Below are 20,022 nucleotides of genomic sequence, written 5' to 3' on the forward strand. Positions count from 1 at the left end.
CGGTCCGCGGCGGCGGTCACCGGTCACCCGGCGGACTGGGTGAAGTCGGCGTGCAGTCGCCGGGTGTGGTCCACGTGCCGTTCGGGACCGGTCAGCGTGACCGTCGCCGTCAGCCGCGGATCGGTGCTGGACGCCGCCAGTCGCAGCTCCAGCTCCCCGGGCTCCACCACACGCCGCCCGTCGCGCCCGGTGAACGACGCGAGGTCGGCCGGTACGGTCACCCGGACGCGTCGCGCCTGGCCCGGCGCGAGCCGCACCCGCGTGTAGCCGACGAGCCGCTGGACCGGCTGGACCACCGAGGCGACCGGATCGCGCAGGTACAGCTGGACGACCTCGGTCCCCTCCCGGTCCCCGGTGTTGCGCACCGTGAGGGCGAGGGTGAACTCCCCGTCCGTGGGGCGCTCCGTGGCGTCCACGGCGAGGTCGCTCCAGGCGAACGTGGTGTACGACAGGCCGTGTCCGAACCCGAAGGCCGGGGTCGGGTCGATGTTCGACACCTCGCTGGCCTGGGCGAGCCGCGCGCCGAGATAGGTGGACGGCTGTGCGCCCGGACCGCGCGGCACGCTCACGGGCAGACGGCCGCTGGGGCCGACCCGGCCGCTGAGGACGCCGGCGATCGCCTTCGTGCCCTCCGCGCCGGGGAAGAACGACTGCACGATGGCGGCGGCCCGGTCCGTGGCGGCGCCGAGCGCGTAGGGCCGGCCGGCGACCAGGACGGCGACGACGGGGGTACCCGAGTCCAGGAGGGCGTCGAGCAGGTGCTGCTGGGCGCCGGGGAGCGCCAGGGAGTCGGCGTCGCATCCCTCGCCGCTGGTCCCCCGGCCGAACAGGCCGGCCCGGTCGCCGAGGGCCGCGACGACGAGGTCGGCCCGTGCGGCCAGCTCCGCCGCCCCGGCGATGCCGGAGGTGTCCCCGTCGTCGATCCCGGTACCGCGCACCACGGTGATCTCCGCGTCCGGGAACTCCTCTTCCAGGGCGTCCCGCAGGGTCGGCAGGTCGATCCCGGCCGGCACCTGCGGGTGGTGCACGCCGACGTGGAGGGGGAAGGAGTAGCAGCCGAGCACGGCGGTCGGCTCGTCGCCGTTGGGGCCCACCAGGGCGATGCGGCGCGGGCGGGCGAGCGGCAGCGTCCCGTCGTTGCGCAGCAGCACGACCGCCTGTTCGGCGATCTCCCGGGCCAGTTCGCGGTTGGCGGGTGTGTCCAGGTCGACCGTGCCGCGCAGGGCCTGGGGGTCGTCCGGGTCGGCGTCGGCGAGCGCGGGGGGCACCGGGCTCCAGTCGGCGTCGAGCAGGCCCAGCCGGGCCTTCTGGGTGAGCACCCGGCGCAGGGCGCGGTCGACGAGCGGTTCGGGCACGCGCCCGGCCGAGACGGCCTCCAACAGGGGTGCGCCGAACGTCTTGACGGTGGGCAGTTCGACGTCCACGCCCGCGTGCAGCGCGGCCGCGGCGGCGTCGGCCCAGTCCCCGGCGACACCGTGCAGGATCTTGAGGAAGGCGATGCCGAAGTAGTCGGCGACGACCGTCCCTTCGAAGCCCCAGGTGTCGCGCAGCAGCCCGGTCAGCAGTTCCTCGTCGGCCGCGGAGGGCACGCCGTCGGTGTCGGTGTAGGCGTGCATCACCGACTGGGCGGCGCCGTCGCGCAGGACCATCTCGAAGGGGGGCAGGAGGACGTCGGCGCGCTCGCGCGGCCCGATGCCGACGGGTGCGAGGTTGCGTCCGGCGCGCGACGCCGAGTACCCGACGAAGTGCTTGAGGGTGGCGACGACTCCGGCCGACTGCAGGCCCTGCGCGTAGGCGGTGCCGATGCTGCCGACGAGGTAGGGGTCCTCCCCGATGGTCTCCTCGACGCGGCCCCAGCGGGCGTCCCGCACCACGTCGAGTACGGGCGCGAGGCCCTGGTGGACGCCCAGGGAGCGCATGTCGCGCCCGATGGCGGTGGCCATCCGGCGGACGAGGTCCGGGTCGAAGGTGGCTCCCCAGGACAGGGGCGCGGGGTAGGCGGTGGCACCCCAGGTGGCGAAGCCGGTGAGGCACTCCTCGTGGGCGACGGCCGGGATGCCGAAGCGGTTGGCCGAGGTGATCCGCTGCTGGGTGCGCATGAGGGAGAGCGCGCCGAGTGCGGGGTCGACGGGAGCGGTGCCGAAGGGCCGGGTCAGCTGGCCGAGGCCGGCCGGCAGGAGGGTCTCGATGTCGACGGCCTCCTCCATGTCGTGCTGGTGCGGGGCCACTTCGCCGCCCTCGTCGGACGCGCCGACCCAGATACCGAAGAGCTGGGCGACCTTCTCCTCGACGGTCATGGCGTCGATCAGGGCCGAGACCCTGGTGTCGATGTCCTGGGCGGGGTCGTTCCAGAGGTGCGGGACGGTGACGGGGGTTGTCTCAACTGCCACGTTGGCGGTCACTTTCCTCCGACGCCCATCAGGCCCTGGACCAGGGCGCGACGGGCGAACAGGTAGACGAGCAGGACGGGCATCATGGACAGGACCACGGCGGCCAGCAGGCCGGGGATGTTGATGCCGTGCTCGGTTTGGAAGTTGTAGAGGCCCAGCGTGATCAACTTGGTCGAGTCGGACTGGGTCAGGACGAGCGGGAACAGGAAGCCGTTCCACGCCTGGAGCGCGGAGAACACCACGATCGTGGACAGCCCGCTCTTGGAGAGCGGCAGCACGAGCTGGAAGAACACCCGCCGGGTGGAGGCGCCGTCCATGGCCATGGCCTCGAACAGCTCCTGGGAGATGTCGCGCATGGCGCCGCTGAGGATGAGCGCGGTGATCGGCATGCAGAAGGCGGCCGTCGGCAGGATGACACCGATGAGGTTGTCGTAGAGGCCGGCCTTGCTGATCAGGTAGAACATCGGGACGATCACGGCCTGGGCCGGGATGGCGAGGCCCAGCAGGAACAGCCGGAAGATCCCGGAGGTGACCCTGCCGCGGGCCCGCACGATGGCGTAGGCGAGCGGTGGCACGAGCAGGAGCACCAGGCCGACGACGCAGACGGTGACGATGACGGTGTTGAGGAAGTAGCGTCCGAAGCCGTTGGAGAAGGCCCCGGTGTAGTTGTCGAAGGTGAAGCTGTCCGGGAAGGACAGGGGGCCGTTCTGGGCGTACTCGGAGCGGGACTGGACCGTCGCGGCGAGCATGACGTACAGCGGCAGCCCGACGAGGAAGAGCCAGCCGATGGAGGCCGCCCCGGCCACGTAGTTGGGGCGTCGTTTCATGACAGACCCTCCGTTGAGCCGCGCATCTTGTCGTAGCCCGAGACGCGCACCACGATCAGCGAGATGATCGTGGCCGCGATCACCAGGACCAGCGCGATGGCCGAGGCGGCGCCGAAGTCGAAGCCCTTGAAGGCCTTTTGGTACATGTAGTAGGCGCTGATGGTGGTGTCGGTGCCGGGCCCGCCCTGGGTCAGGATGAGCACCGTCTCGAAGGTCGTGAGTCCGCCGACCACCATCAGGATCATCGAGGTGATGATCGAGTTGCGCAGCTGCGGCAGGGTGATGTGGAAGAACTGCCGGTAGCGTCCCGCGCCGTCGATCTCCGCTGCCTGGTAGAGCACTTGGGGGATCGCGCGGGCGGCCCCCTGGTAGATCAGCGTGTGGAACGGCGTGAACTGCCAGGTGCTCACGAAGGCCAGGACACCGATCGCGGTGGACTGGCTCCCGAACAGGTTGCCGTCGCCGAACAGCCACTTCGCCTGCGACGGCACCCCGAAGTTCGGGTCGAGCAGCGCCCGCCACAGCACGGAGACGGCTGTGGAGGACAGCAGCAGCGGGACGAAGTAGATCGTCGAGAGGACGGCGCGGTTGCGCTGCTTTCCGGCGGCCCACACGCCGAGCAGGATGCTCAGCGGGGTCTGCAGGGCCACGCCGAGCGCGGTGATCAGCAGGCTCAGCCAGATGCTCTTGATCATGACCGGGTCCTCGAAGACCCGGGTCCAGTTGTCCATGCCGACGAACTCGGGTGATCCGAGGCCGCTCCAGCTCGTGAAGGACAGCACCCCCACCATGATCAGCGGGGCGATCGCGAAGAGGCCGAAGAACACGGTGGCGGGCAGCGCCCAGGCGAATCCCGGCTGCCCCACGCCGGAGACCTGGGAGCTCCGCCCCCGGCGCGGTGCCGACTTCTGCGCCGGGGCGGGAGGGCGGACGGGCGTCATCTGTGTCGTCATGCCGGACTCAGGCGGTCGGAAGGGCTTGCATGGCCTTGATGAAGCCGTCCGCGTCGAGCTGGCCGTTGAAGAACTGCTGCACGGCCTGGTGGATGGGCGTGATGGCCGCCGGCGGGTACGCCTGGTCCCACGACAGCTGGAACGACGGGGCCTTCTTCACCAGGTCGAACTGGTAGCGCGAGTACTCGGGGCTCGCGGCGGTGTCGAGGAACTTCTCGGTGTTCGTGGTGGTCGGCAGGTTGCCGATGGACAGCTGCTTCTTCACGAACCCGTCGGAGTACATCAGCTTCATGAACTCCGCGACGGCCTCCGGGTGCTTGGTCTTCTTCAGCACGGAGTAGAAGTTGTTGGTGTTGCCGACGAGGTTGGCCGGGTCGCCCTTGGTGCCGTCGATGCTCGGGAAGGAGCTGTAGCCGAGGTTCTTCTCGGCGAACTCCTTGTTGGCGTCCTGCTGGGTGGAGTACTCCCAGGAGCCCATCAGTTCGAAGCCGGCCTTGCCGCCGGCCAGCAGGGCGGGCGACCCGCCGTCGGTGAACTTCACCGAGTCGAAGTTGGTCCCGAAGGCACCGGCGTCGATCAGCTCCTTGAGCATGCTCAGCGCCTTCTTGCTGTCCGCGCTCGCCCAGGCGTCCTTGTCCCCGTCGAGCGCCTTCTTGAAGAGCCCGGGACCGGCGACGCGGTCGTAGAGGTACTCGAACCACATCAGCGTCGGCCACTGGTCGCCGCCGCCGAGGGCGATCGGCGTGACGTCGGCGGCCTTCAGCTTCTTGACAGCGGCGAGCAACTCGTCCCAGGTCTTGGGCTGTTCGACGCCCGCCTCGGAGAGCACCTTCTTGTTGCTGAACAGCAGGACGGGCTGGGTGCCGCGCATCGGTATGCCGTACGACTTGCCGTCGATCACGGCCGTGTTGAAGACCGAGGGGAGGAACTTGGCCTTGAGGTCGGGGTCGTCCTTGATCATGTCGTCCAGCGGCAGGAGCAGGTCCGCCTTGACGAACGGCTGGATGCTGCCGCCGCCCCAGTTGAAGAAGACGTCCGGAGCCTGCGGAGTGCTGATGATCGTCTGGAGCTTCTGCTGGTAGTCGGCGCCCGGGATGGTGTCCAGGACGGCCTTGACCTTGGACGTCTTGTTGAAGTCGGCGACGAGCTGCTTCTCGACCTTGTTGGTGGCGTCCCCGTACACGAGGACGTGGATCTTGCCCCCGTCGGAGGACGACGTGCTGTCCCCGTCCCCGCAGGCGGACAGGCTCAGGGCCAGGGCCATCGTCACGCCTCCGGCGAGCATCCGGGGGAACCGCGCACGTGTCTTCATGGCGCACCTTTCGAAAGTTTCGGCTGCATTGCCGAAAGTCGCTGCGATTCCTGGACCGTAAAGGAGCACTTCGCAGGGGTCAACGGGGGTGCAGGCGCGCGATCAAACCGTTACCGACGAGGCCGGACCGCCTTCGCGCCTGCACACCTTTCGGCCCAACGGCCCGGGATCTGCGCGCAAGTGGTTGACCGGCACGACCCTTGCCCGTACGTTCTGCGCAGCCATTCGGAAACACGCTCGCAACTTTCGAATGCAGCGCCTCGCGCTCTCATCCGCCCCACCCTCATGCACGCTGCCGGACCTCTCCGGCAACCCGTAGAAGGGGATGACATGCACATGACTGCAAGCCCGCCGCCCGTCGACCGCGGGCCCGCACCCCCGCCCCGCCGCCGGTCCCGAGCCCGCAGGGCACTCGTCCTCGCCACGGCGGGACTCCTCGCCGCAGGCGGCGTCGGAGCCCTCTCGGACACGGCCCACGCCGCCACCACGCTCGGTTCGGCGGCGGCCGCGCAGGGCCGCTACTTCGGCACAGCCGTGGCGGCCGGCCACCTCGGCGAGTCGGCGTACGCGGCCACCCTCGACCGGGAGTTCACCTCGGTGACCCCGGAGAACGAGATGAAGTGGGACGCCGTCGAGCCGAACCGGAACTCGTTCAGCTTCGGCCAGGCCGACCAGATCGTCGGCCACGCGCAGAGCAAGGGCATGAAGATCCGCGGCCACACACTGGTCTGGCACTCCCAACTGCCCGGCTGGGTGAGCGGACTCGGCGCCTCCGACCTCCGCTCCGCGATGAACAACCACATCACCCAGGTCATGCAGCACTACAAGGGCAAGATCCACTCGTGGGACGTGGTCAACGAGGCCTTCCAGGACGGGAGCAGCGGCGCACGACGCAGCTCGCCGTTCCAGGACAGGCTCGGCAACGGCTTCATCGAGGAGGCGTTCCGCACCGCGCGCACCGCCGATCCGGCCGCCAAACTCTGCTACAACGACTACAACACCGACGGCGTCAACGCGAAGAGCAACGCGGTCTACAACATGGTGAAGGACTTCAAGTCCCGCGGCGTGCCGATCGACTGCGTGGGCTTCCAGTCCCACTTCAACAGCGCCTCGCCGGTGCCCTCCGACTACCGGGCCAACCTCCAGCGCTTCGCCGACCTCGGAGTCGACGTACAGATCACCGAGTTGGACATCGAGGGCTCCGGCTCCTCCCAGGCGACCAGCTACAGCAACGTGGTCAAGGCCTGTCTGGGGGTCTCGCGGTGCACCGGCATCACCGTCTGGGGCATCACCGACAAGTACTCCTGGCGCAGCAGCGGCACTCCCCTGCTCTTCGACGGCAACTACGCCGCCAAGCCCGCCTACGACGCCGTGATCTCCGCTCTCGGCGGTACGGGCGGCGGAGGCGGAGGCGGCGGTGCCACCTGCTCCGTGTCCTACACGACGACCGCGCAGTGGAACGGCGGCTTCAACGGGCAGGTGACCGTGACCGCGGGCAGCACCGCGATCACCGGCTGGACGGCGACGGTCACCGTGACCCCGCCGCAGAAGGTCTCCGCCACCTGGAACGGGTCCCCCACCTGGGACAGCAGCGGCAACGTGATGACGATGCGGCCGAACGGCAACGGCAGCCTGGCCGCCGGGGCGTCGACCAGCTTCGGCTTCACCGTCATGACCAACGGCAACACGTCGCCGCCGCTGCTCGGGAGCTGCACCGCCTCCTGACCGGCGTCGTCCGGGCCGTCCGCCCCGCCCCGCGAGGCGGGTTCGGACGGCCTTCCCCGGTACGGCAACCCGCACAGGAAGGACGCGCACATGACCTGCGGATCCACGCACGAGCCTGCCGCCGTACGGCGACCGGTGCGAGCCCTGCTGACGGCTCTCCTCGCGGGAGTCTTGCCCCTGCTGTCGTCGCTCCTGCTCGTCGCCGCCGCTCCCCCGGCGTCGGCCGCCACCCTCACCGAGGTGACCTCCTTCGGCACCAACCCGAGCGGTCTGCGGATGCACCTGTACGTGCCGGACAGCGTCCGCGCACGGCCGGCCGTGCTGGTGGCGGTGCACTACTGCACCGGTTCGGGACCCGCCTTCCACACCGGCACGGAGTTCGCGTCGCTCGCGGACCGGTACGGGTTCGTCGTCGTCTACCCCTCGGCGACCCGCGGCGGCAACTGCTTCGACGTCTCCTCGCCCCAGGCGCTCCGGCGTGACGGGGGCAGCGACCCGGTGGGCATCGGGTCGATGGTCGGGTACGTCGAGCAGCATCTGAACGCGGACCCGGAGCGGGTGTACGTCACCGGCGCCTCCTCGGGCGCCATGATGACCAACGTGCTGCTGGGCGACTACCCCGACGTGTTCAAGGCCGGGGCCGCCTTCATGGGCGTACCGCACTCCTGCTTCGCCACCACCGACGGCTCGGGCTGGAACAGCGCCTGCGCCAACGGCACCGTCGACAGGACCCCGCAGCAGTGGGGCGACCTGGCCCGGGCCGCCTACCCCGGATACAGCGGTCCTCGCCCCCGCGTGCAGATCTGGCACGGCACCGAGGACACCACACTGCGCTACCCGAACTTCGGCGAGGAGATCGACCAGTGGACGAACGTGCACGGGGTGAGCCGGACCCCCGCGTACACCGACCAGCCGCAGTCCGGCTGGACCCGGACCCGTCACGGCGGCACCGGCGCCCAGGCGCCCGTGGAGGCGATCAGCATCCAGGGGACCGGCCACACCCTGCCGACCGCCGGCATGGCGGCACGCGCGATCGCGTTCTTCGGTCTCGACGCGACCGCTCCGGGCCCGGGCCCCGAGCCCTCGCCGGGAGCGTGCCGGGTGGGCTACACCGTCAACGCCTGGAACAGCGGCCTGACGGCGACCATCACCCTCACCAACACGGGGACGGCCGCCGTCCGTGACTGGTCGCTCGCCTTCACCCTGCCGCCCGGACAGACCATCACCTCCGGCTGGGGAGCGGCCTACAGCCCCGCCGGCGGCGCGGTCACCGCCCGGGGCCTGTCGTACAACTCCACGCTGCCCGCCGGGGCCGCCACGCAGATCGGCTTCCAGGCGAGCCACTCCGGCGACACCGGGAAAGCGGCGTCGTTCACGCTGAACGGGACGCCCTGCACCACCGGATGAGGGCCGCGGTCCCGGCCGGACACCCGCCGGGACCGCGCCACCCCTACTTGTACCTGCGGAGCAGCCCGTCGTCTTCTTGCCGTCGCCGTCGCCGGCGACACCTTCCGTTCCGCCGGGGTGAGTTCACGCCGGGCGCAGGGTGTGCCGGGGCGGGGCGGAGGGCGGTCGGGCCGTCGGATTCCGGCCGCTCCACGGCACGGCTCGGCCCCCGGGGAGCCGCCGAGGCGGTGACGGACACACGCCAGCGCGTCGATCGCGTTCACGCCACCGCTGAGAGAGGGTGGGGGGCATGCATTCCAAGGACGTTCTCGCCGAAGCTTACGGACGCATCCAGGAGGAGGTGCACGCTGCCGTCGACGGTCTCTCCGCCGACGAGCTGAACACCCCGCCCCAGGACGGGACCAACTCGATCGCCTGGCTGATCTGGCATCTCGCGCGCGTGCAGGACGACCACGTCGCGGACGTGGCCGGCCGCGAACAGGTCTGGCTCTCCGCCGGCTGGGCGGACCGCTTCGCGCTCGGACTGCCCGAGTCGGACACCGGATACGGGCACACGCCGGAGGAGGTCGCCCGGGTCCGGGTGGACTCGGGCGACCTCCTGACGGGCTACTTCGACGCCGTGCACGAACAGACGTCGGCGTTCCTGCGCGGACTGGCCGACAAGGACCTGGAGCGCGTGGTGGACGAGCGGTGGGACCCGCCCGTCACCCTGGGCGTGCGCCTGGTCAGCGTCCTGGCCGACGACCTCCAGCACGTCGGCCAGGCGGCGTACGTCCGGGGTCTGCGGCGCTGAGGAGTCAGACGCCCGCGTGAGCGGCGGCCGCCGCGTCCGTACGCCCGGACGCGGCGGCGTAACCGGGCAGTACGACGTCGCGGATGAGGGCGGCCCGCTCGTCGAACGGGATGAAGGCGCTCTTGAGGGCGTTGACCGTGACCGTGCGCAGGTCCTCGACGGTCCAGCCGGCGTGCTCGACCAGGAGGGACATCTCGCGGGTCATCGTCGTGCCGGACACCAGACGGTTGTCGGTGTTGAGGGTGACGCGGAAGCCCAGGTCGCGCAGCTCCGTGATGGGGTGGTCCGCGATCGAGGTCGCGGCGCCGGTCTGGAGGTTGGACGTCGGGCACATCTCCAGGGCGATACGGCGGTCGCGCACCCAGCCCGCGAGCCGGCCGAGCTTGCCGTCCACGATGTCCTCCGTGATGCGCACGCCGTGCCCGATGCGCTGGGCGCCGCAGACCTGGAGGGCCTGGTGGATGCTGGGCAGGCCGTGCGCCTCACCGGCGTGGATGGTGAAGGGGACGCTCTCGCGGCGCAGGTGCTCGAAGGCGGCCAGGTGGTCGGCCGGCGGGAAGCCGTCCTCGGCGCCGGCGATGTCGAAGCCGACGACACCGCCGTCCCGGAACGCCACCGCGAGGTCCGCGATCTCCCGGGTCCGGTCGAACATGCGCATCCCGCACAGCAGGGTGCCCACCCGCACCGGGGTGCCGGCGGCCGCCGCCTTCGCCATACCGGCCGCGAGGCCCTCCTGCACCGTCTCGACGACCTCGGGCAGGGTCAGCCCGCCGTTCAGCATCAGCTCGGGGGCGTAGCGCACCTCGCCGTAGACCACCCCGTCGGCGGCCAGGTCGAGGACGTACTCCTCGGCGGTGCGCAGCAGGCCCTCGCGGGTCTGCATGACGGCGAGGGTGTGCTCGAAGGTGGCTATGTACCGCACCAGGTCACCGGAGTTGGCGGCCTCGTAGTACCAGTCGGCGAGCGCCTGCGGGTCGGTGGTGGGCAGCGTGTGGCCGACCTCGGCGGCCAGCTCCACCAGGGTGGCGGGGCGCAGGCCGCCGTCGAGGTGGTCGTGCAGCACCGCCTTCGGCAGGCGGCGGATGGTGTCGGTGTCGATGCGGTGCGCGGTCATGCGTCTCGGTTCCTCGGCTGGTCGTGCGGGTGGCGGGCTTTGTGGGGCGGAGTGGGGTGCGGGCGCGGGCTCAGGCGCCGGGGGCGGGCTGGAGCAGGTCCCAGCGGTTGCCGTACAGGTCCTGGAAGACGGCGACCGTGCCGTAGGGCTCGTGGCGCGGCTCCTCCAGGAAGGTCACACCGGCGCGGCGCATCCTCTCCTGGTCCCGGGCGAAGTCGTCGGTGTGCAGGAAGAAGCCCACGCGCCCGCCGGTCTGGTCGCCGACCCGGCCGCGCTGGGCGTCGTCCTTGGCGCGGGCCAGCAGCAGCCCGGTGCCCTGGCCCGGGGCGCCCGGCTCGACGACGACCCAGCGGGAGCCGTCGGGCCGCGGGGCGTCCTCGGCGAGCCGGAACCCGAGGGCTTCGGTGTAGAAGCGGATCGCCTCGTCGTAGTCGTCGACGACGAGGGTGACCAGGGCGATGCGTCTCATCAGGACCTCTCCGGAAGTTATACGTAACACGCTAGGGTACGGCATCGGCGAAGGGCCTGTGTCCACGGTGGGGTGCCTGGGGTCGGCGGCGTCTGTTCGGGGGCGGTGTTCGGGAGTCCTCGCGGGCGCCTGGAGGCGGGACGAAGGGTCTCTGGGTCTGCGGGCCCACGGATCGGTACGGCCGGGTCCTACGTCTCGGTACCGGGGGGGCCGTCGGATGGTACGGGTAGGTGTCGCGGACCGGCACGGATAGGTGTCGCCGGACGGTACCGGCGGGTCACGCGGGCCGGTACCGGGGTGTGGGTCCGCCCGTGACATCGTGGAGATCGACTCGGGACCCAGTCCCCCGCCCAGCGCTGTCCCCACAGGAGTTGAAAGCATGACCGAGAAGCCGAGGCCGACCGGCGCCCCCGCCCACCAGAACGTCACCTTCCCCAGCGCCAGGTCCACCGCGCACGGGTACCTGGCACTGCCCCCGTCCGGGCAGGGCCCCGGCGTGATCGTCATCCAGGAGTGGTGGGGCCTCACCGACCACATCGCCGACGTCACGGACCGGCTCGCTCAGGAGGGCTTCGTGGCCCTCGCTCCCGACCTCTACGGCGGCAACGTCGCCCACGAGAGCGGCGAGGCCCTGCGGATGATGCAGGACCTGCCCGTGGCGCGCGGCGTCGAGCTGCTCTCCGGCGCGGTCGACCACCTGCTCGGCCTGCCGGAGGTCACCTCGGAGACGGTCGGCGCGGTCGGCTTCTGCATGGGCGGCGGCTTCGTGATCTACCTGGCGGCGGCCGACCCGCGGGTCGGCGCGGCCGTCCCGTACTACGGCGTCATCCAGGGTGAGCTGCCCGACTTCTCCGCCCTCAAGGCCCAGGTCCAGGGGCACTACGGCGAGCTCGACACGAGCATCCCGCCGGAGAAGCTGGACCAGCTGCGGGCCGCGATCCAGCAGCAGTCCGGCATCACGCCGGACTTCCGCGTCTATCCGGCCCAGCACGCCTTCTTCAACGACGGCCGCCCCGAGGTCCACGACCCGAAGTCCTCCGCGCAGGCCTGGCAGAGCACGGTGTCCTTCCTGCACGACCAGCTGGACTGACCGGCGGGCACACGGCGGTCCGGAACGGCGTCGGTGTGCCCGTCCAAAACGGCATCGGTGGTGACACCGAAGGGTCCCGGCCGACTCGGGGAACTCGCGCAGGGCGTTGACGGGGCTGCGCGCCGTGTCCGCCGAGGACTACCGGGCAACTACCGGGCCATCGGGCGCGCGTGTGTGGACAACGACGCCTGGCCCGCCGCGTACGAGGCGATCGCTCCGGGGCCGGCCGCGTACCAGCGGGGCGCGATCGAGGCGTACGCCCGCGGCGCGGCTCAGCTAGCCGCGCGGGGCCGCTGCCGTGCGGATCGGCGGCCGGCTCCTCACTGTTCGCGGCTCGCCCCTCGCGGCGGCTCCGGCAGCGAGGGCGGCTTCGGCTCCCGCGGGGCGCTCTCGTCCGTCCGGCCGATGTGTGAAGACGGCTGCGCGGCCACTAGATTCGTCCGTCATGCGATCACGTGAGTACGACCTCGACTTCCGCGACCGGTCCGGCCGGATACGCGGCTGGGGCATCGGCCTGCTGGCTCTGGCGGGACTCCTGTGGGCGTGGTGCGCCGTGCTCGTACTGACGCCTTACGAGGTCGAGAGGAAGCCCGACGACCAGTACCCCAGGGAGTGCGAGTCGCGGCTGTTCACGGATCGCGGCACGGCCAACGACGGGCTGCAGCGATACGACTACTGCGGGAACGAGCGCGACTGGCCCGAGGCGCTCGCCGTACTCGGTCTCTCCGTGCCGGTGTCGGTCGTCGGCGTCGCGTTGTTCACGACCGGCACGGTGAGCCGCCGGATGAGCGCGCACAGCGAGGCGATGCGGGAACTGGACCGGATCGCCGACGCGCGCCAGTCGTAGTTCGCCGTCGGCCCGTTCACCGCGTGCGGTGCACGATCGGGCAACTGCGTTGTCACAGCGGGGCGTTCAGGTGTCCGTACGGTGGGTCGCCACCTCCGCACGTCCGGGCACGGCCGACGAAAAATGACCTGTGGACATCGCCGCGCCCTGCTAACGTCCCCGTCATGAAGCGCGCTGCCATGATCACGACGACGCCGGAGAGTGTCCCGGCGCGCTGACAGACGACCTGATCCGCAGCCCCGGGGCGAGTGCCCCGGGGCTGCGTCGTATGCCCGGCCACTCGCTCCGCCACCAGCGAGGAGACCGCGATGACCACCGCGCACGACCACCGCAGACTCGGCCGTGAACTGGACCTGTTCGACACCGATCCCCTGATCGGCGCCGGCCTGCCGTACTGGCTGCCCGACGGCGCCGCCGTGCGGCACGCCCTGGAGGAGTACATCCGTGCCGCCGAGCGACGGGCGGGCTATCAGCACGTGTACTCACCCGTCCTCGGCAAGCGGGAGTTGTACGAGATCTCCGGGCACTGGGCGCACTACAGCGACGACATGTTCCCCCCGATGGACCTCGGCGGGGAGCAGGTCGTCCTGCGGCCGAGCCTGTGCCCGCATCACGCGGTGATCTACCGCTCCCGCTCGCACAGTTATCGCGAACTGCCGCTGCGCATGGCCGAACTCGGCGGCATGTACCGGTCCGAACTCTCGGGCGTGCTGGGCGGACTGACCCGCGTGCGGGCCATCCAGCTCAACGACGCGCACATCTTCTGCACCCTGGACCAGGTCGCCGAGGAGGCCCGGGCGGCGTTGGAGTTGATCGCGCAGGCGTACGCGGCGCTCGGCATCACCGCGACCCGCTACCGTCTCTCCCTGCCGGGCCGCGGTGGCAAGTACGTCGCCGCACCCGAGAAGTGGGAACGGTCCACCGCCCTGCTGACCGACGTCCTCGACCGCTCCGGTCTGGCCTACGAGGCAGCCGAGGGAGAGGCCGCGTTCTACGGGCCCAAGATCGACGTCCAGGTCACCGACGCGGCGGGCCGGGAGTCGACCCTGTCCACCGTCCAGGTCGACTTCCACCAGCCCGAGCGGTTCGACCTGCACTACATCGGTGCGGACGGCGCCAGACACCGCCCGGTCATGGTCCACCGCAGCATCATCGGCAGCGTGGAGCGGGCCGTCGCCCATCTCGTCGAACAGCACGGCGGCGCCTTCCCCGCCTGGCTCGCCCCCACTCAGCTGGTCGTGCTCCCGGTCTCCGACGACGAACTGACCGACGCCGCGGCCCTCGCCGATCGCTGCGCCCGTCTCGGACTGCGTGCCCGGATCGTGGGACCGGAACGCGGCAGCCTGGGCGCCCGCATCCGGGAGGAACGTCTGGTTCCCTACCAGGCCGTCATCGGCGCCAAGGAGGCAGTCGACGATCAGGTCGCTCTGCGCCTGCGTGACGGCCGCCGGCTGGACCCGCGTCCGGCCGGTGACGTACTCGCCCGCATCAGCGCTCTCGTCGGCGCCCACAGCACCGAACTGTGGGCCGGTGACACCGCGTAACAGACCTCGGGCGAGCGGGGGTTGAGGCGGGCGGGGAGTGGCCCGCCGTGCGTGCGGGCCACTCTCATCGGGCCGCCTGATGCACCGCGTCGAGGCGGGCCGTCTCCTCGTCCGTGAGTCGGAGCGCGCCCGCTGCCACGTTCTCGGCAAGGTGGTCCGGATTGCCGGTGCCGGGGATGGCCAGCACGTGCGGGCCCTGCCGCAACGTCCAGGCCAGGCGGATCTGCGCGGGCGTCGCATCGTGCGCCCGCGCGACGGCCTGTACGGCGTCGTCGTCCGGGCCTGCCGGGGCGTCCGCGCCCTGCGCACCGCCCTTGCCCGCGATGGCGAAGAACGGCACGAAGGCGATGCCCTGTTCCGCGCACGACCGCAGGACGTTGTCGGTCCCGGGGTCCGACGCACCGAGTCCGTACTGGTTCTGCACGCTCACCACCGGCGCGATGGCCTGGGCCTCGGCGAGGTGCCGGAGTTCGACGGAGGAGACACCGAGGTGCCGGATCAGTCCGGCCTGGCGCAGCTCGGCCAGCGCGCCGAAGTGCTCGGAGATCGACTCCTGCCGCATGCGCCTCAGGTACACGAGGTCGAGGTGGTCGCGGCCGAGCTGGCGCAGGTTCTCCTCGACATGGCCGCGCAGGTCCTCGGGTCGCGCCGGGGCGAGCCACTCCCCCGAGTAGTCGCGGTACGGCCCGACCTTGGCCGCGATCACCAGGTCGTCCGGGTACGGGGCCAGTGCGCTGTTGATGAGTTCGTTCGCGGAGCGCAGGGACGAGAAGTAGAACGCGGCGGTGTCGATGTGGTTGACGCCCAGCTCGACCGCCCGCCGCAGCACGGCGATCGAACGGTCCCGGTCGCTTGGCTTCCCTTGGTGAAAGGCGGCACTGCCCGTCAGCCGCATCGCGCCGAACCCGACGCGGTTGACGACGAGATCGCCCATGGTCCACGTGCCGGCGGCGGCCGCGGTGATCGCCTCTGGAGTCATCGCGGCAGTGTGCCACAGGTCAGGTGAACGCGGGCGCGAGCCGCAAGGGTCGCTCGGAGCCGCTCTCGGCCTACGCCCTGTCAGTGCCGTGCGCTTTGATGTGCGGGTGACCGTACTTGATGTCGCGCGGCAGCTGCCCGGTGCAGCCGTTCTGCGTGAGCACTGCCGTGCCCTGGCCGTCCTGGATGCGGTTCTGGACCCTGACGGGCCGGACCGCCACCACTCCTTCGCCGACCGCTGGCCGGAGCGGGAGTCTTCGGCCTTGATGAGCAACGGCTCCGGCGACGAGTACTCCGTCGTCTTCTCGTCCGCCGGTGTCTACATCCGTGGATTCGACCACGAGTCGCCCATGAGCCCTTACGCGAACGACGGCCCGTGGCCCGGGGTGCTGGACGAGGTGCCCGAGGTGTTCCGGGGGTGCGTCGAGGAGCCCGCGTTCTGCGACGAGGACGGGATGCCCGTCGTGACCGTGTGCCTGTGGCGCGAGGCGGGCGACGACGCCTGGCGCGCCGGGGCGATCGACTTCCCGGACTCGCGGACCGGGGACCCGGACGGTGCCGGACACCTCTTCCAGCTGCTGGTGGACCGCTCACCCGAGGCGTACCAGCGGTGGGCCGAGGACTACTACGAGGTCCCGGTCCCCCTGGAGGCGGTCCGCCACGTCTACTCGTCCCTCCCCCTGACGGAGGAAGTGGTCACACTCCTGAACCCGGACATCACCCTGGCCGACCTCACGAAGGACCTCGCGGAGATCGGCCTTCCGCGGGGGTGAGTTCGGGGCCGGGATCCGCCCGGGTGGGCTGGGTCGTGCTGGACGTCGATCAGGAGATCTCCGCGTCGATGCCGAAGTGGCGGGACACTTCTTCGATCGTGAAGCGGGCGCGGAGCTTGCACGCGGAGTTCTGGTTGGCGAAGAACCCGGTGCGCCACAACGCCGCCTCACGCGGCACGGCACGTTCCCAGGTGACCGGGACGACCCACTCGCGAGCGTCCTCCCCGCCCGGGTCCGCCGTCTCCCCGGCCCGTCGGTAGGTGCCCGTCAGGGGGAGGTCGGCCATCCGCCGACTGTCACCGTCGACTTCGAGAACGGCGTCCTCGTAGGGCTGCGCCTCCCCGGAGACCGTGCCGACACCCACGTATCCCACTTTGGGTATGTGGGTGAAGATTCGCGCCCCGAGTGGCAGGGAGCGCAACGTCCGCGAGAACCACTCCCCGCCGCCGGCCGACACGAATCCGTAGCGACAGGCGTCGTCCCAGTTCCGGCCGCCAGGCTCATCGCCGAACGACACGTACCAGTCCGTCCCGTTCCACGGCTCCTGCTTTCCGCGCCCCTTCCCTCCGGCCGCCGGTGCCGCGGTCTCCGCCTCGTCCATCAGCCAGGTACGGGCCAGGTAGGAGCGGCCCTCGTCCTCGAAGTAGCGGAAGAAGAGCACGTTGACCGGCACCTGGAACCCGGACGCGAGATACGTGACGATGCGCTCCGTGGCCGCGTCGATCTCACTCGCGACGATGGTGAGGGCGTGGGTCGCGTTGAGCGCTTCCGGCGGGGTGCCGCCGAACCGCAGCGCGAACGCCTCGTCCAGTTCCTCCGGAAGCCCCCTGCCACGAGCGTAGGACGAGTAGATCTCGCGGATCTGCTCGTTGGTGAGCGCCTGGACCCAGGAACCGTAGTCGAGCACCTGGGCCACCACCTCGCGCGGTGTGCGGTCCCTCTTGAGCTCCAGAACGTGCAGACCCCCCTCGGCGTCCATGCCGAGCAGGTCGACGACCTTGCCGTACTGCGTAGGAACCTGACGGCCTATCAGCAGCAGCGGATGCCCCAGGATGCCGGGATCCGCCTCGATGAGTTCCTCGAGCCGGGACTCCAGGGGCATCGGCCGCTTGAGGACGCGCACGGGTTTGTCGTCCACGCGCCACAGTCCGAACTCCAGCGGCATTTCGGTTCCCCCCTCCGGTCGCATGACAGGTCCCGTCCGCCGGTCATGGCTCGGGACAGTATGCCGCCGAGGCTTCACACGCGGCCCGCGATCGCCGGGCCCCGTCGCCGAACTGCCGCACCCCGAAACCTCTACGGATACGTGTACGTGTTCAACGTGTTCACCGCTGCCGTCGGGTTGCCGAGGTCGTAGCGGTCCACGGCCAGGAAGTTGGGCTTCTTTCGGGCGGCGGGGCGGCAGAAGCGCTGGGCGCGGTCGGCGAGTTTGGTGTTGTCCGTGGAGGCCGTGGACGCGATCGTGGCGTCGCGGAAGTGGTTCATGACGAAGAGCGGACGGAAGGCGCCCTCCGTGCGGGTCAGCGGGATGTCGTACCAGCGGCTGTAGCAGGACCAGTCGGAGGAACCGAGCCCTGATCCCATGGACCAGTAGTTCTCCACCGTCCACTCCCGCTGGTACATGACGCCGAAGCTGTCCCGGGTGAGGCCCGCCGACTCGTCGGCGGCGCGGCTGTGGTCGGTGAAGATGAGCAGCCGGTCGTCCGCGGCCAGCAGGTCGGCCATCCTGGGCCAGCCGTTCTGGCGCACGCCGGTCCGGTCGGGGCGGTAGAGGACGTCGGACAGGCCGTTCACGCGGGCGAGTTCGGCGCGCAGGACGCCGGGGTCGACGTAGTCCTCCAGGAACACGGTGACGAACTGGTCGGGGTGCTGCTTCAGGAAGTTCACCATGCGCTGGAGGTCGACCCACAGAGCGACCGGCCTGCTGACGAGGGTGCAGCTGTTGTGGCAGAGGATCGCGCCGTCCGGGGTCTGGTGGATGTCGAGCATGAAACCCCGTACCCCGTCGGCGAGTTGCCGGTCGATGCCGCGGCTCTGGTTCGGGAACATGTTGACGAAGGGCGGGGCGAAGCCGCCGTCCACTCCGTTGGCGTAGGCGTTGTGGGCGGTGAGGAACGTGACCTGGTCCAGGGTGCGCCGGTCCTCGGGAGGCATCGGGGAGGTGACCGGGTCCACGGGGGTGAGGTAGAAGGCCGCGAGGTCCCCGGCGGCGCCGACCACCAGCTGGGCCGGGTAGGTGGAGCCGGCCGGCGCGGCGCCCACGGTCAGGTACCGGTCCGCCCCGGGGACCTTGAGGGTGTACCGGTCGGACCCGGCCGGGATGACCTCCCACGCGGCGTCGCCGCTGTCGCAGGGCGCCGTTCTGGCCTGGTCCCCCGAGCGGCCGAGACAGCTGCCCGCGCTGTCGGCGCTCTCCAGGACGTACGAGGATCCACCGGCCCGCAGCGTCCACCGCTGGTGGTCCTCGTCGCCTCTGGGGTTGTGCTGCACGACCGCTCCCCCGCTGTCGGCGGCGTTGAGACCGGTGGTCGCGCTCTGGACGTAGTAGGCGCCGGCGGCGGGCACGTCGGCGGCGCTCGCGGGACCGGGGCCGAGGAGGACGGAGGCGAGCGCCGCGCCTGCGGCGGTGACGGCGAGCAGGGGGCGCAGGGGGCGGGGATGCGGCATCACTGTGACGGTGTCCTTCCGTGCCGGACGACGGGGAGGAGCGAAGGCGAACACAGGATGCCGCACCTGCCATGCACCTGACAGTGCAGAACCGGCGGGATTACTCAGCAGTAGAGGTTGCCGCCGGCCGACGTGCCGAGGATCTGCACGAACCGCTGGTAGGCGTCCACCCGGCTCTGGACCTGCGCCGGGTTCCTGCCGTCGCATTCCAGCGAGCCGTTGATGCTGCGGATGGTCTGGCCGAATCCCGCGCTGTTGACCATCGCGTTGTGCGGCGTCATCGTGCCCGGTCCGCTCTGGGTGTTCCAGTACCAGAGGCCGGTCTTCCAGGCCACGGACGCGTCGGTCTGCACCAGGTTGGGGTTGCGCAGCAGGTCGATGCCCAACGCGTCGCCCGCGGCCTTGTAGTTGAAGTTCCAGCTGAGCTGGATGGGGCCGCGGCCGTAGTACGCGGACTGGCCGGCCGGGCACCCGTAGGGCTGGCTCCAGTCGCAGTAGTGGGGGTAGTTGGCGGTGTTCTGTTCCACCACGTGGACCAGACCGCCGGTCTCGTGGTTGACGTTGGCGAGGAAGGCGGCGGCCTCCTGCTTCTTGACCGTGTCGCTGCCGGTGTTCGCGAAGCCGGGGTAGGAACTGAGGGCGGCCTTCAGCCCGTTGTACGTGTAGAACGAGTTCCGGTTCGGGAACATCTGGTTGAACTGCGCCTCGCTCACGACGAAGCCGTCGGAGGGCGTGGTGGACCCGCCGTCACAGGCGTACGGCTCCCAGTACCAGGTGCTGATGGTCGGGTCGTAGCCCGGGTTGTCGTGTTCGGCGATGTAAGCCTTGCCGTCGGTGTACCGCACGATGTTGCCGGTGACGTAGGACTTCCCGGCGACCCAGGAGGGGTAGCTAGAACAGGACGCGGCGGACGCGTCCGCGGCCGGCATGAGGACCGGCGCGGCCGTGCCGATGATGAGGGCGGCCATGACGGCGGAGATTCGGCGTCTCGACACAGGAAATCGACTCCTTCGCGAACACGGCCGCGCCCGGCACAGGGCGGAGCGGAGCAGGCCCGCACGAACGCGCCGGACCGCGCCGGCCACGGCGTCGGGGGCGGCCGCGGTGGGGGGTTGTGAGGCCACACTCAACCG

At 70.7% G+C, this 20,022-nt stretch carries 17 protein-coding genes and 1 pseudogene; 8 read left to right on the forward strand and 10 right to left on the reverse strand.

Going from position 1 to position 20,022, the window contains the following annotated elements:
* Positions 1–23: 23 nt before the first annotated feature.
* Genes ACZ4VA_RS11130 through ACZ4VA_RS11145 form a run of 4 tightly spaced genes read right to left on the reverse strand, consistent with a single transcriptional unit; the run spans position 24 to position 5,482 of the window.
* A complete protein-coding gene (locus ACZ4VA_RS11130) occupies positions 24–2,402 on the reverse strand; it encodes a beta-xylosidase/alpha-l-arabinosidase (RefSeq protein ID WP_356242853.1) in 2,379 nt (792 codons plus the stop codon).
* A complete protein-coding gene (locus ACZ4VA_RS11135; RefSeq protein ID WP_389389335.1) occupies positions 2,399–3,217 on the reverse strand; it encodes a carbohydrate ABC transporter permease in 819 nt (272 codons plus the stop codon). The genes ACZ4VA_RS11130 and ACZ4VA_RS11135 overlap by 4 nt, the downstream gene beginning before the upstream one ends.
* Complete coding sequence (locus ACZ4VA_RS11140) at positions 3,214–4,170, reverse strand: carbohydrate ABC transporter permease (protein ID WP_468080907.1); 957 nt, start codon at positions 4,168–4,170, stop codon at positions 3,214–3,216. Before ACZ4VA_RS11140 ends, ACZ4VA_RS11135 begins: the two co-directional genes overlap by 4 nt.
* 7 nt (positions 4,171–4,177) lie before the next feature.
* On the reverse strand, positions 4,178–5,482 hold the full coding sequence (locus ACZ4VA_RS11145; RefSeq protein ID WP_468080909.1) for an ABC transporter substrate-binding protein: 1,305 nt from the start codon (positions 5,480–5,482) through the stop codon (positions 4,178–4,180).
* A gap of 336 nt (positions 5,483–5,818) precedes the next feature.
* On the opposite strand from ACZ4VA_RS11145, the gene ACZ4VA_RS11150 reads away from it, so the two are divergent.
* From ACZ4VA_RS11150 to ACZ4VA_RS11160, 3 genes are all read left to right on the forward strand, one after another.
* Positions 5,819–7,207, forward strand: a complete 1,389-nt coding sequence (locus ACZ4VA_RS11150) for a glycoside hydrolase family 10 protein (RefSeq protein WP_389389439.1) — start codon at positions 5,819–5,821, stop codon at positions 7,205–7,207.
* Positions 7,208–7,297: 90 nt separating this feature from the next.
* A complete protein-coding gene (locus ACZ4VA_RS11155) occupies positions 7,298–8,614 on the forward strand; it encodes an extracellular catalytic domain type 1 short-chain-length polyhydroxyalkanoate depolymerase (protein WP_468080911.1) in 1,317 nt (438 codons plus the stop codon).
* A gap of 289 nt (positions 8,615–8,903) precedes the next feature.
* Entirely contained in the window at positions 8,904–9,407 is a 504-nt protein-coding gene (locus tag ACZ4VA_RS11160) for a mycothiol transferase (RefSeq protein WP_468080913.1), read from the forward strand.
* Between the two features lie 4 nt (positions 9,408–9,411).
* On the opposite strand, the gene ACZ4VA_RS11165 is transcribed toward ACZ4VA_RS11160, so the two are convergent.
* Positions 9,412–10,521 carry an adenosine deaminase gene (locus tag ACZ4VA_RS11165; RefSeq protein WP_356164216.1) on the reverse strand — a complete coding sequence of 370 codons (1,110 nt, stop codon included), beginning with the start codon at positions 10,519–10,521 and terminating at the stop codon, positions 9,412–9,414.
* Between the two features lie 70 nt (positions 10,522–10,591).
* Complete coding sequence (locus ACZ4VA_RS11170) at positions 10,592–10,990, reverse strand: VOC family protein (protein WP_356164218.1); 399 nt, start codon at positions 10,988–10,990, stop codon at positions 10,592–10,594.
* 379 nt (positions 10,991–11,369) lie between these two features.
* Here ACZ4VA_RS11170 and ACZ4VA_RS11175 point away from each other — a divergent pair, with 379 nt between their 5' ends.
* The 4 genes and pseudogenes from ACZ4VA_RS11175 (at position 11,370) to thrS (ending at position 14,471) form a co-directional block, all read left to right on the forward strand.
* A complete protein-coding gene (locus tag ACZ4VA_RS11175) occupies positions 11,370–12,080 on the forward strand; it encodes a dienelactone hydrolase family protein (RefSeq protein WP_468080916.1) in 711 nt (236 codons plus the stop codon).
* 147 nt (positions 12,081–12,227) lie between these two features.
* A pseudogene (locus ACZ4VA_RS11180) lies at positions 12,228–12,341 on the forward strand (MerR family transcriptional regulator); the annotation flags it as partial.
* 184 nt (positions 12,342–12,525) lie between these two features.
* On the forward strand, positions 12,526–12,927 hold the full coding sequence (locus ACZ4VA_RS11185; RefSeq protein ID WP_356164222.1) for a hypothetical protein: 402 nt from the start codon (positions 12,526–12,528) through the stop codon (positions 12,925–12,927).
* A gap of 308 nt (positions 12,928–13,235) precedes the next feature.
* A complete protein-coding gene (gene thrS / locus ACZ4VA_RS11190; protein ID WP_468080918.1) occupies positions 13,236–14,471 on the forward strand; it encodes a threonine--tRNA ligase in 1,236 nt (411 codons plus the stop codon).
* Positions 14,472–14,535: 64 nt separating this feature from the next.
* On the opposite strand, the gene ACZ4VA_RS11195 is transcribed toward thrS, so the two are convergent.
* The gene (locus tag ACZ4VA_RS11195) at positions 14,536–15,450 is read right to left on the reverse strand and encodes an aldo/keto reductase (protein WP_356242837.1); all 915 of its coding nucleotides are present in this window, start codon (positions 15,448–15,450) and stop codon (positions 14,536–14,538) included.
* A gap of 106 nt (positions 15,451–15,556) precedes the next feature.
* On the opposite strand from ACZ4VA_RS11195, the gene ACZ4VA_RS11200 reads away from it, so the two are divergent.
* Positions 15,557–16,222: a hypothetical protein gene (locus ACZ4VA_RS11200; RefSeq protein WP_355787221.1), complete on the forward strand. Its 666-nt coding sequence runs from the start codon at positions 15,557–15,559 to the stop codon at positions 16,220–16,222.
* A 49-nt stretch (positions 16,223–16,271) separates the two neighbouring features.
* Here ACZ4VA_RS11200 and ACZ4VA_RS11205 read toward each other — a convergent pair whose 3' ends face one another.
* The 3 genes from ACZ4VA_RS11205 to ACZ4VA_RS11215 form a co-directional block, all read right to left on the reverse strand.
* Positions 16,272–17,387 carry an endonuclease NucS domain-containing protein gene (locus ACZ4VA_RS11205; protein ID WP_355787218.1) on the reverse strand — a complete coding sequence of 372 codons (1,116 nt, stop codon included), beginning with the start codon at positions 17,385–17,387 and terminating at the stop codon, positions 16,272–16,274.
* Between the two features lie 131 nt (positions 17,388–17,518).
* Complete coding sequence (locus tag ACZ4VA_RS11210; RefSeq protein WP_452921181.1) at positions 17,519–18,889, reverse strand: phosphoinositide-specific phospholipase C-related protein; 1,371 nt, start codon at positions 18,887–18,889, stop codon at positions 17,519–17,521.
* Positions 18,890–18,993: 104 nt separating this feature from the next.
* Positions 18,994–19,884: a glycoside hydrolase family 19 protein gene (locus ACZ4VA_RS11215; protein ID WP_355785129.1), complete on the reverse strand. Its 891-nt coding sequence runs from the start codon at positions 19,882–19,884 to the stop codon at positions 18,994–18,996.
* Between the last annotated feature and the right edge of the window lie 138 nt (positions 19,885–20,022).

This window comes from Streptomyces sp. NPDC028308 (assembly GCF_055565855.1).

Bases quoted from the DNA above. Each gene is read 5' to 3' on its own strand.
- ACZ4VA_RS11135 (WP_389389335.1), bottom strand. From the start codon at position 3,217: ATGAAACGACGCCCCAACTACGTGGCCGGGGCGGCCTCCATCGGCTGG.
- ACZ4VA_RS11140 (WP_468080907.1), bottom strand. From the start codon at position 4,170: ATGACGACACAGATGACGCCCGTCCGCCCTCCCGCCCCGGCGCAGAAG.
- ACZ4VA_RS11145 (WP_468080909.1), bottom strand. From the start codon at position 5,482: ATGAAGACACGTGCGCGGTTCCCCCGGATGCTCGCCGGAGGCGTGACG.
- ACZ4VA_RS11150 (WP_389389439.1), top strand. From the start codon at position 5,819: ATGACTGCAAGCCCGCCGCCCGTCGACCGCGGGCCCGCACCCCCGCCC.
- ACZ4VA_RS11155 (WP_468080911.1), top strand. From the start codon at position 7,298: ATGACCTGCGGATCCACGCACGAGCCTGCCGCCGTACGGCGACCGGTG.
- ACZ4VA_RS11160 (WP_468080913.1), top strand. From the start codon at position 8,904: ATGCATTCCAAGGACGTTCTCGCCGAAGCTTACGGACGCATCCAGGAG.
- ACZ4VA_RS11165 (WP_356164216.1), bottom strand. From the start codon at position 10,521: ATGACCGCGCACCGCATCGACACCGACACCATCCGCCGCCTGCCGAAG.
- ACZ4VA_RS11170 (WP_356164218.1), bottom strand. From the start codon at position 10,990: ATGAGACGCATCGCCCTGGTCACCCTCGTCGTCGACGACTACGACGAG.
- ACZ4VA_RS11175 (WP_468080916.1), top strand. From the start codon at position 11,370: ATGACCGAGAAGCCGAGGCCGACCGGCGCCCCCGCCCACCAGAACGTC.
- ACZ4VA_RS11185 (WP_356164222.1), top strand. From the start codon at position 12,526: ATGCGATCACGTGAGTACGACCTCGACTTCCGCGACCGGTCCGGCCGG.
- thrS (WP_468080918.1), top strand. From the start codon at position 13,236: ATGACCACCGCGCACGACCACCGCAGACTCGGCCGTGAACTGGACCTG.
- ACZ4VA_RS11195 (WP_356242837.1), bottom strand. From the start codon at position 15,450: ATGACTCCAGAGGCGATCACCGCGGCCGCCGCCGGCACGTGGACCATG.
- ACZ4VA_RS11205 (WP_355787218.1), bottom strand. From the start codon at position 17,387: ATGCCGCTGGAGTTCGGACTGTGGCGCGTGGACGACAAACCCGTGCGC.
- ACZ4VA_RS11210 (WP_452921181.1), bottom strand. From the start codon at position 18,889: ATGCCGCATCCCCGCCCCCTGCGCCCCCTGCTCGCCGTCACCGCCGCA.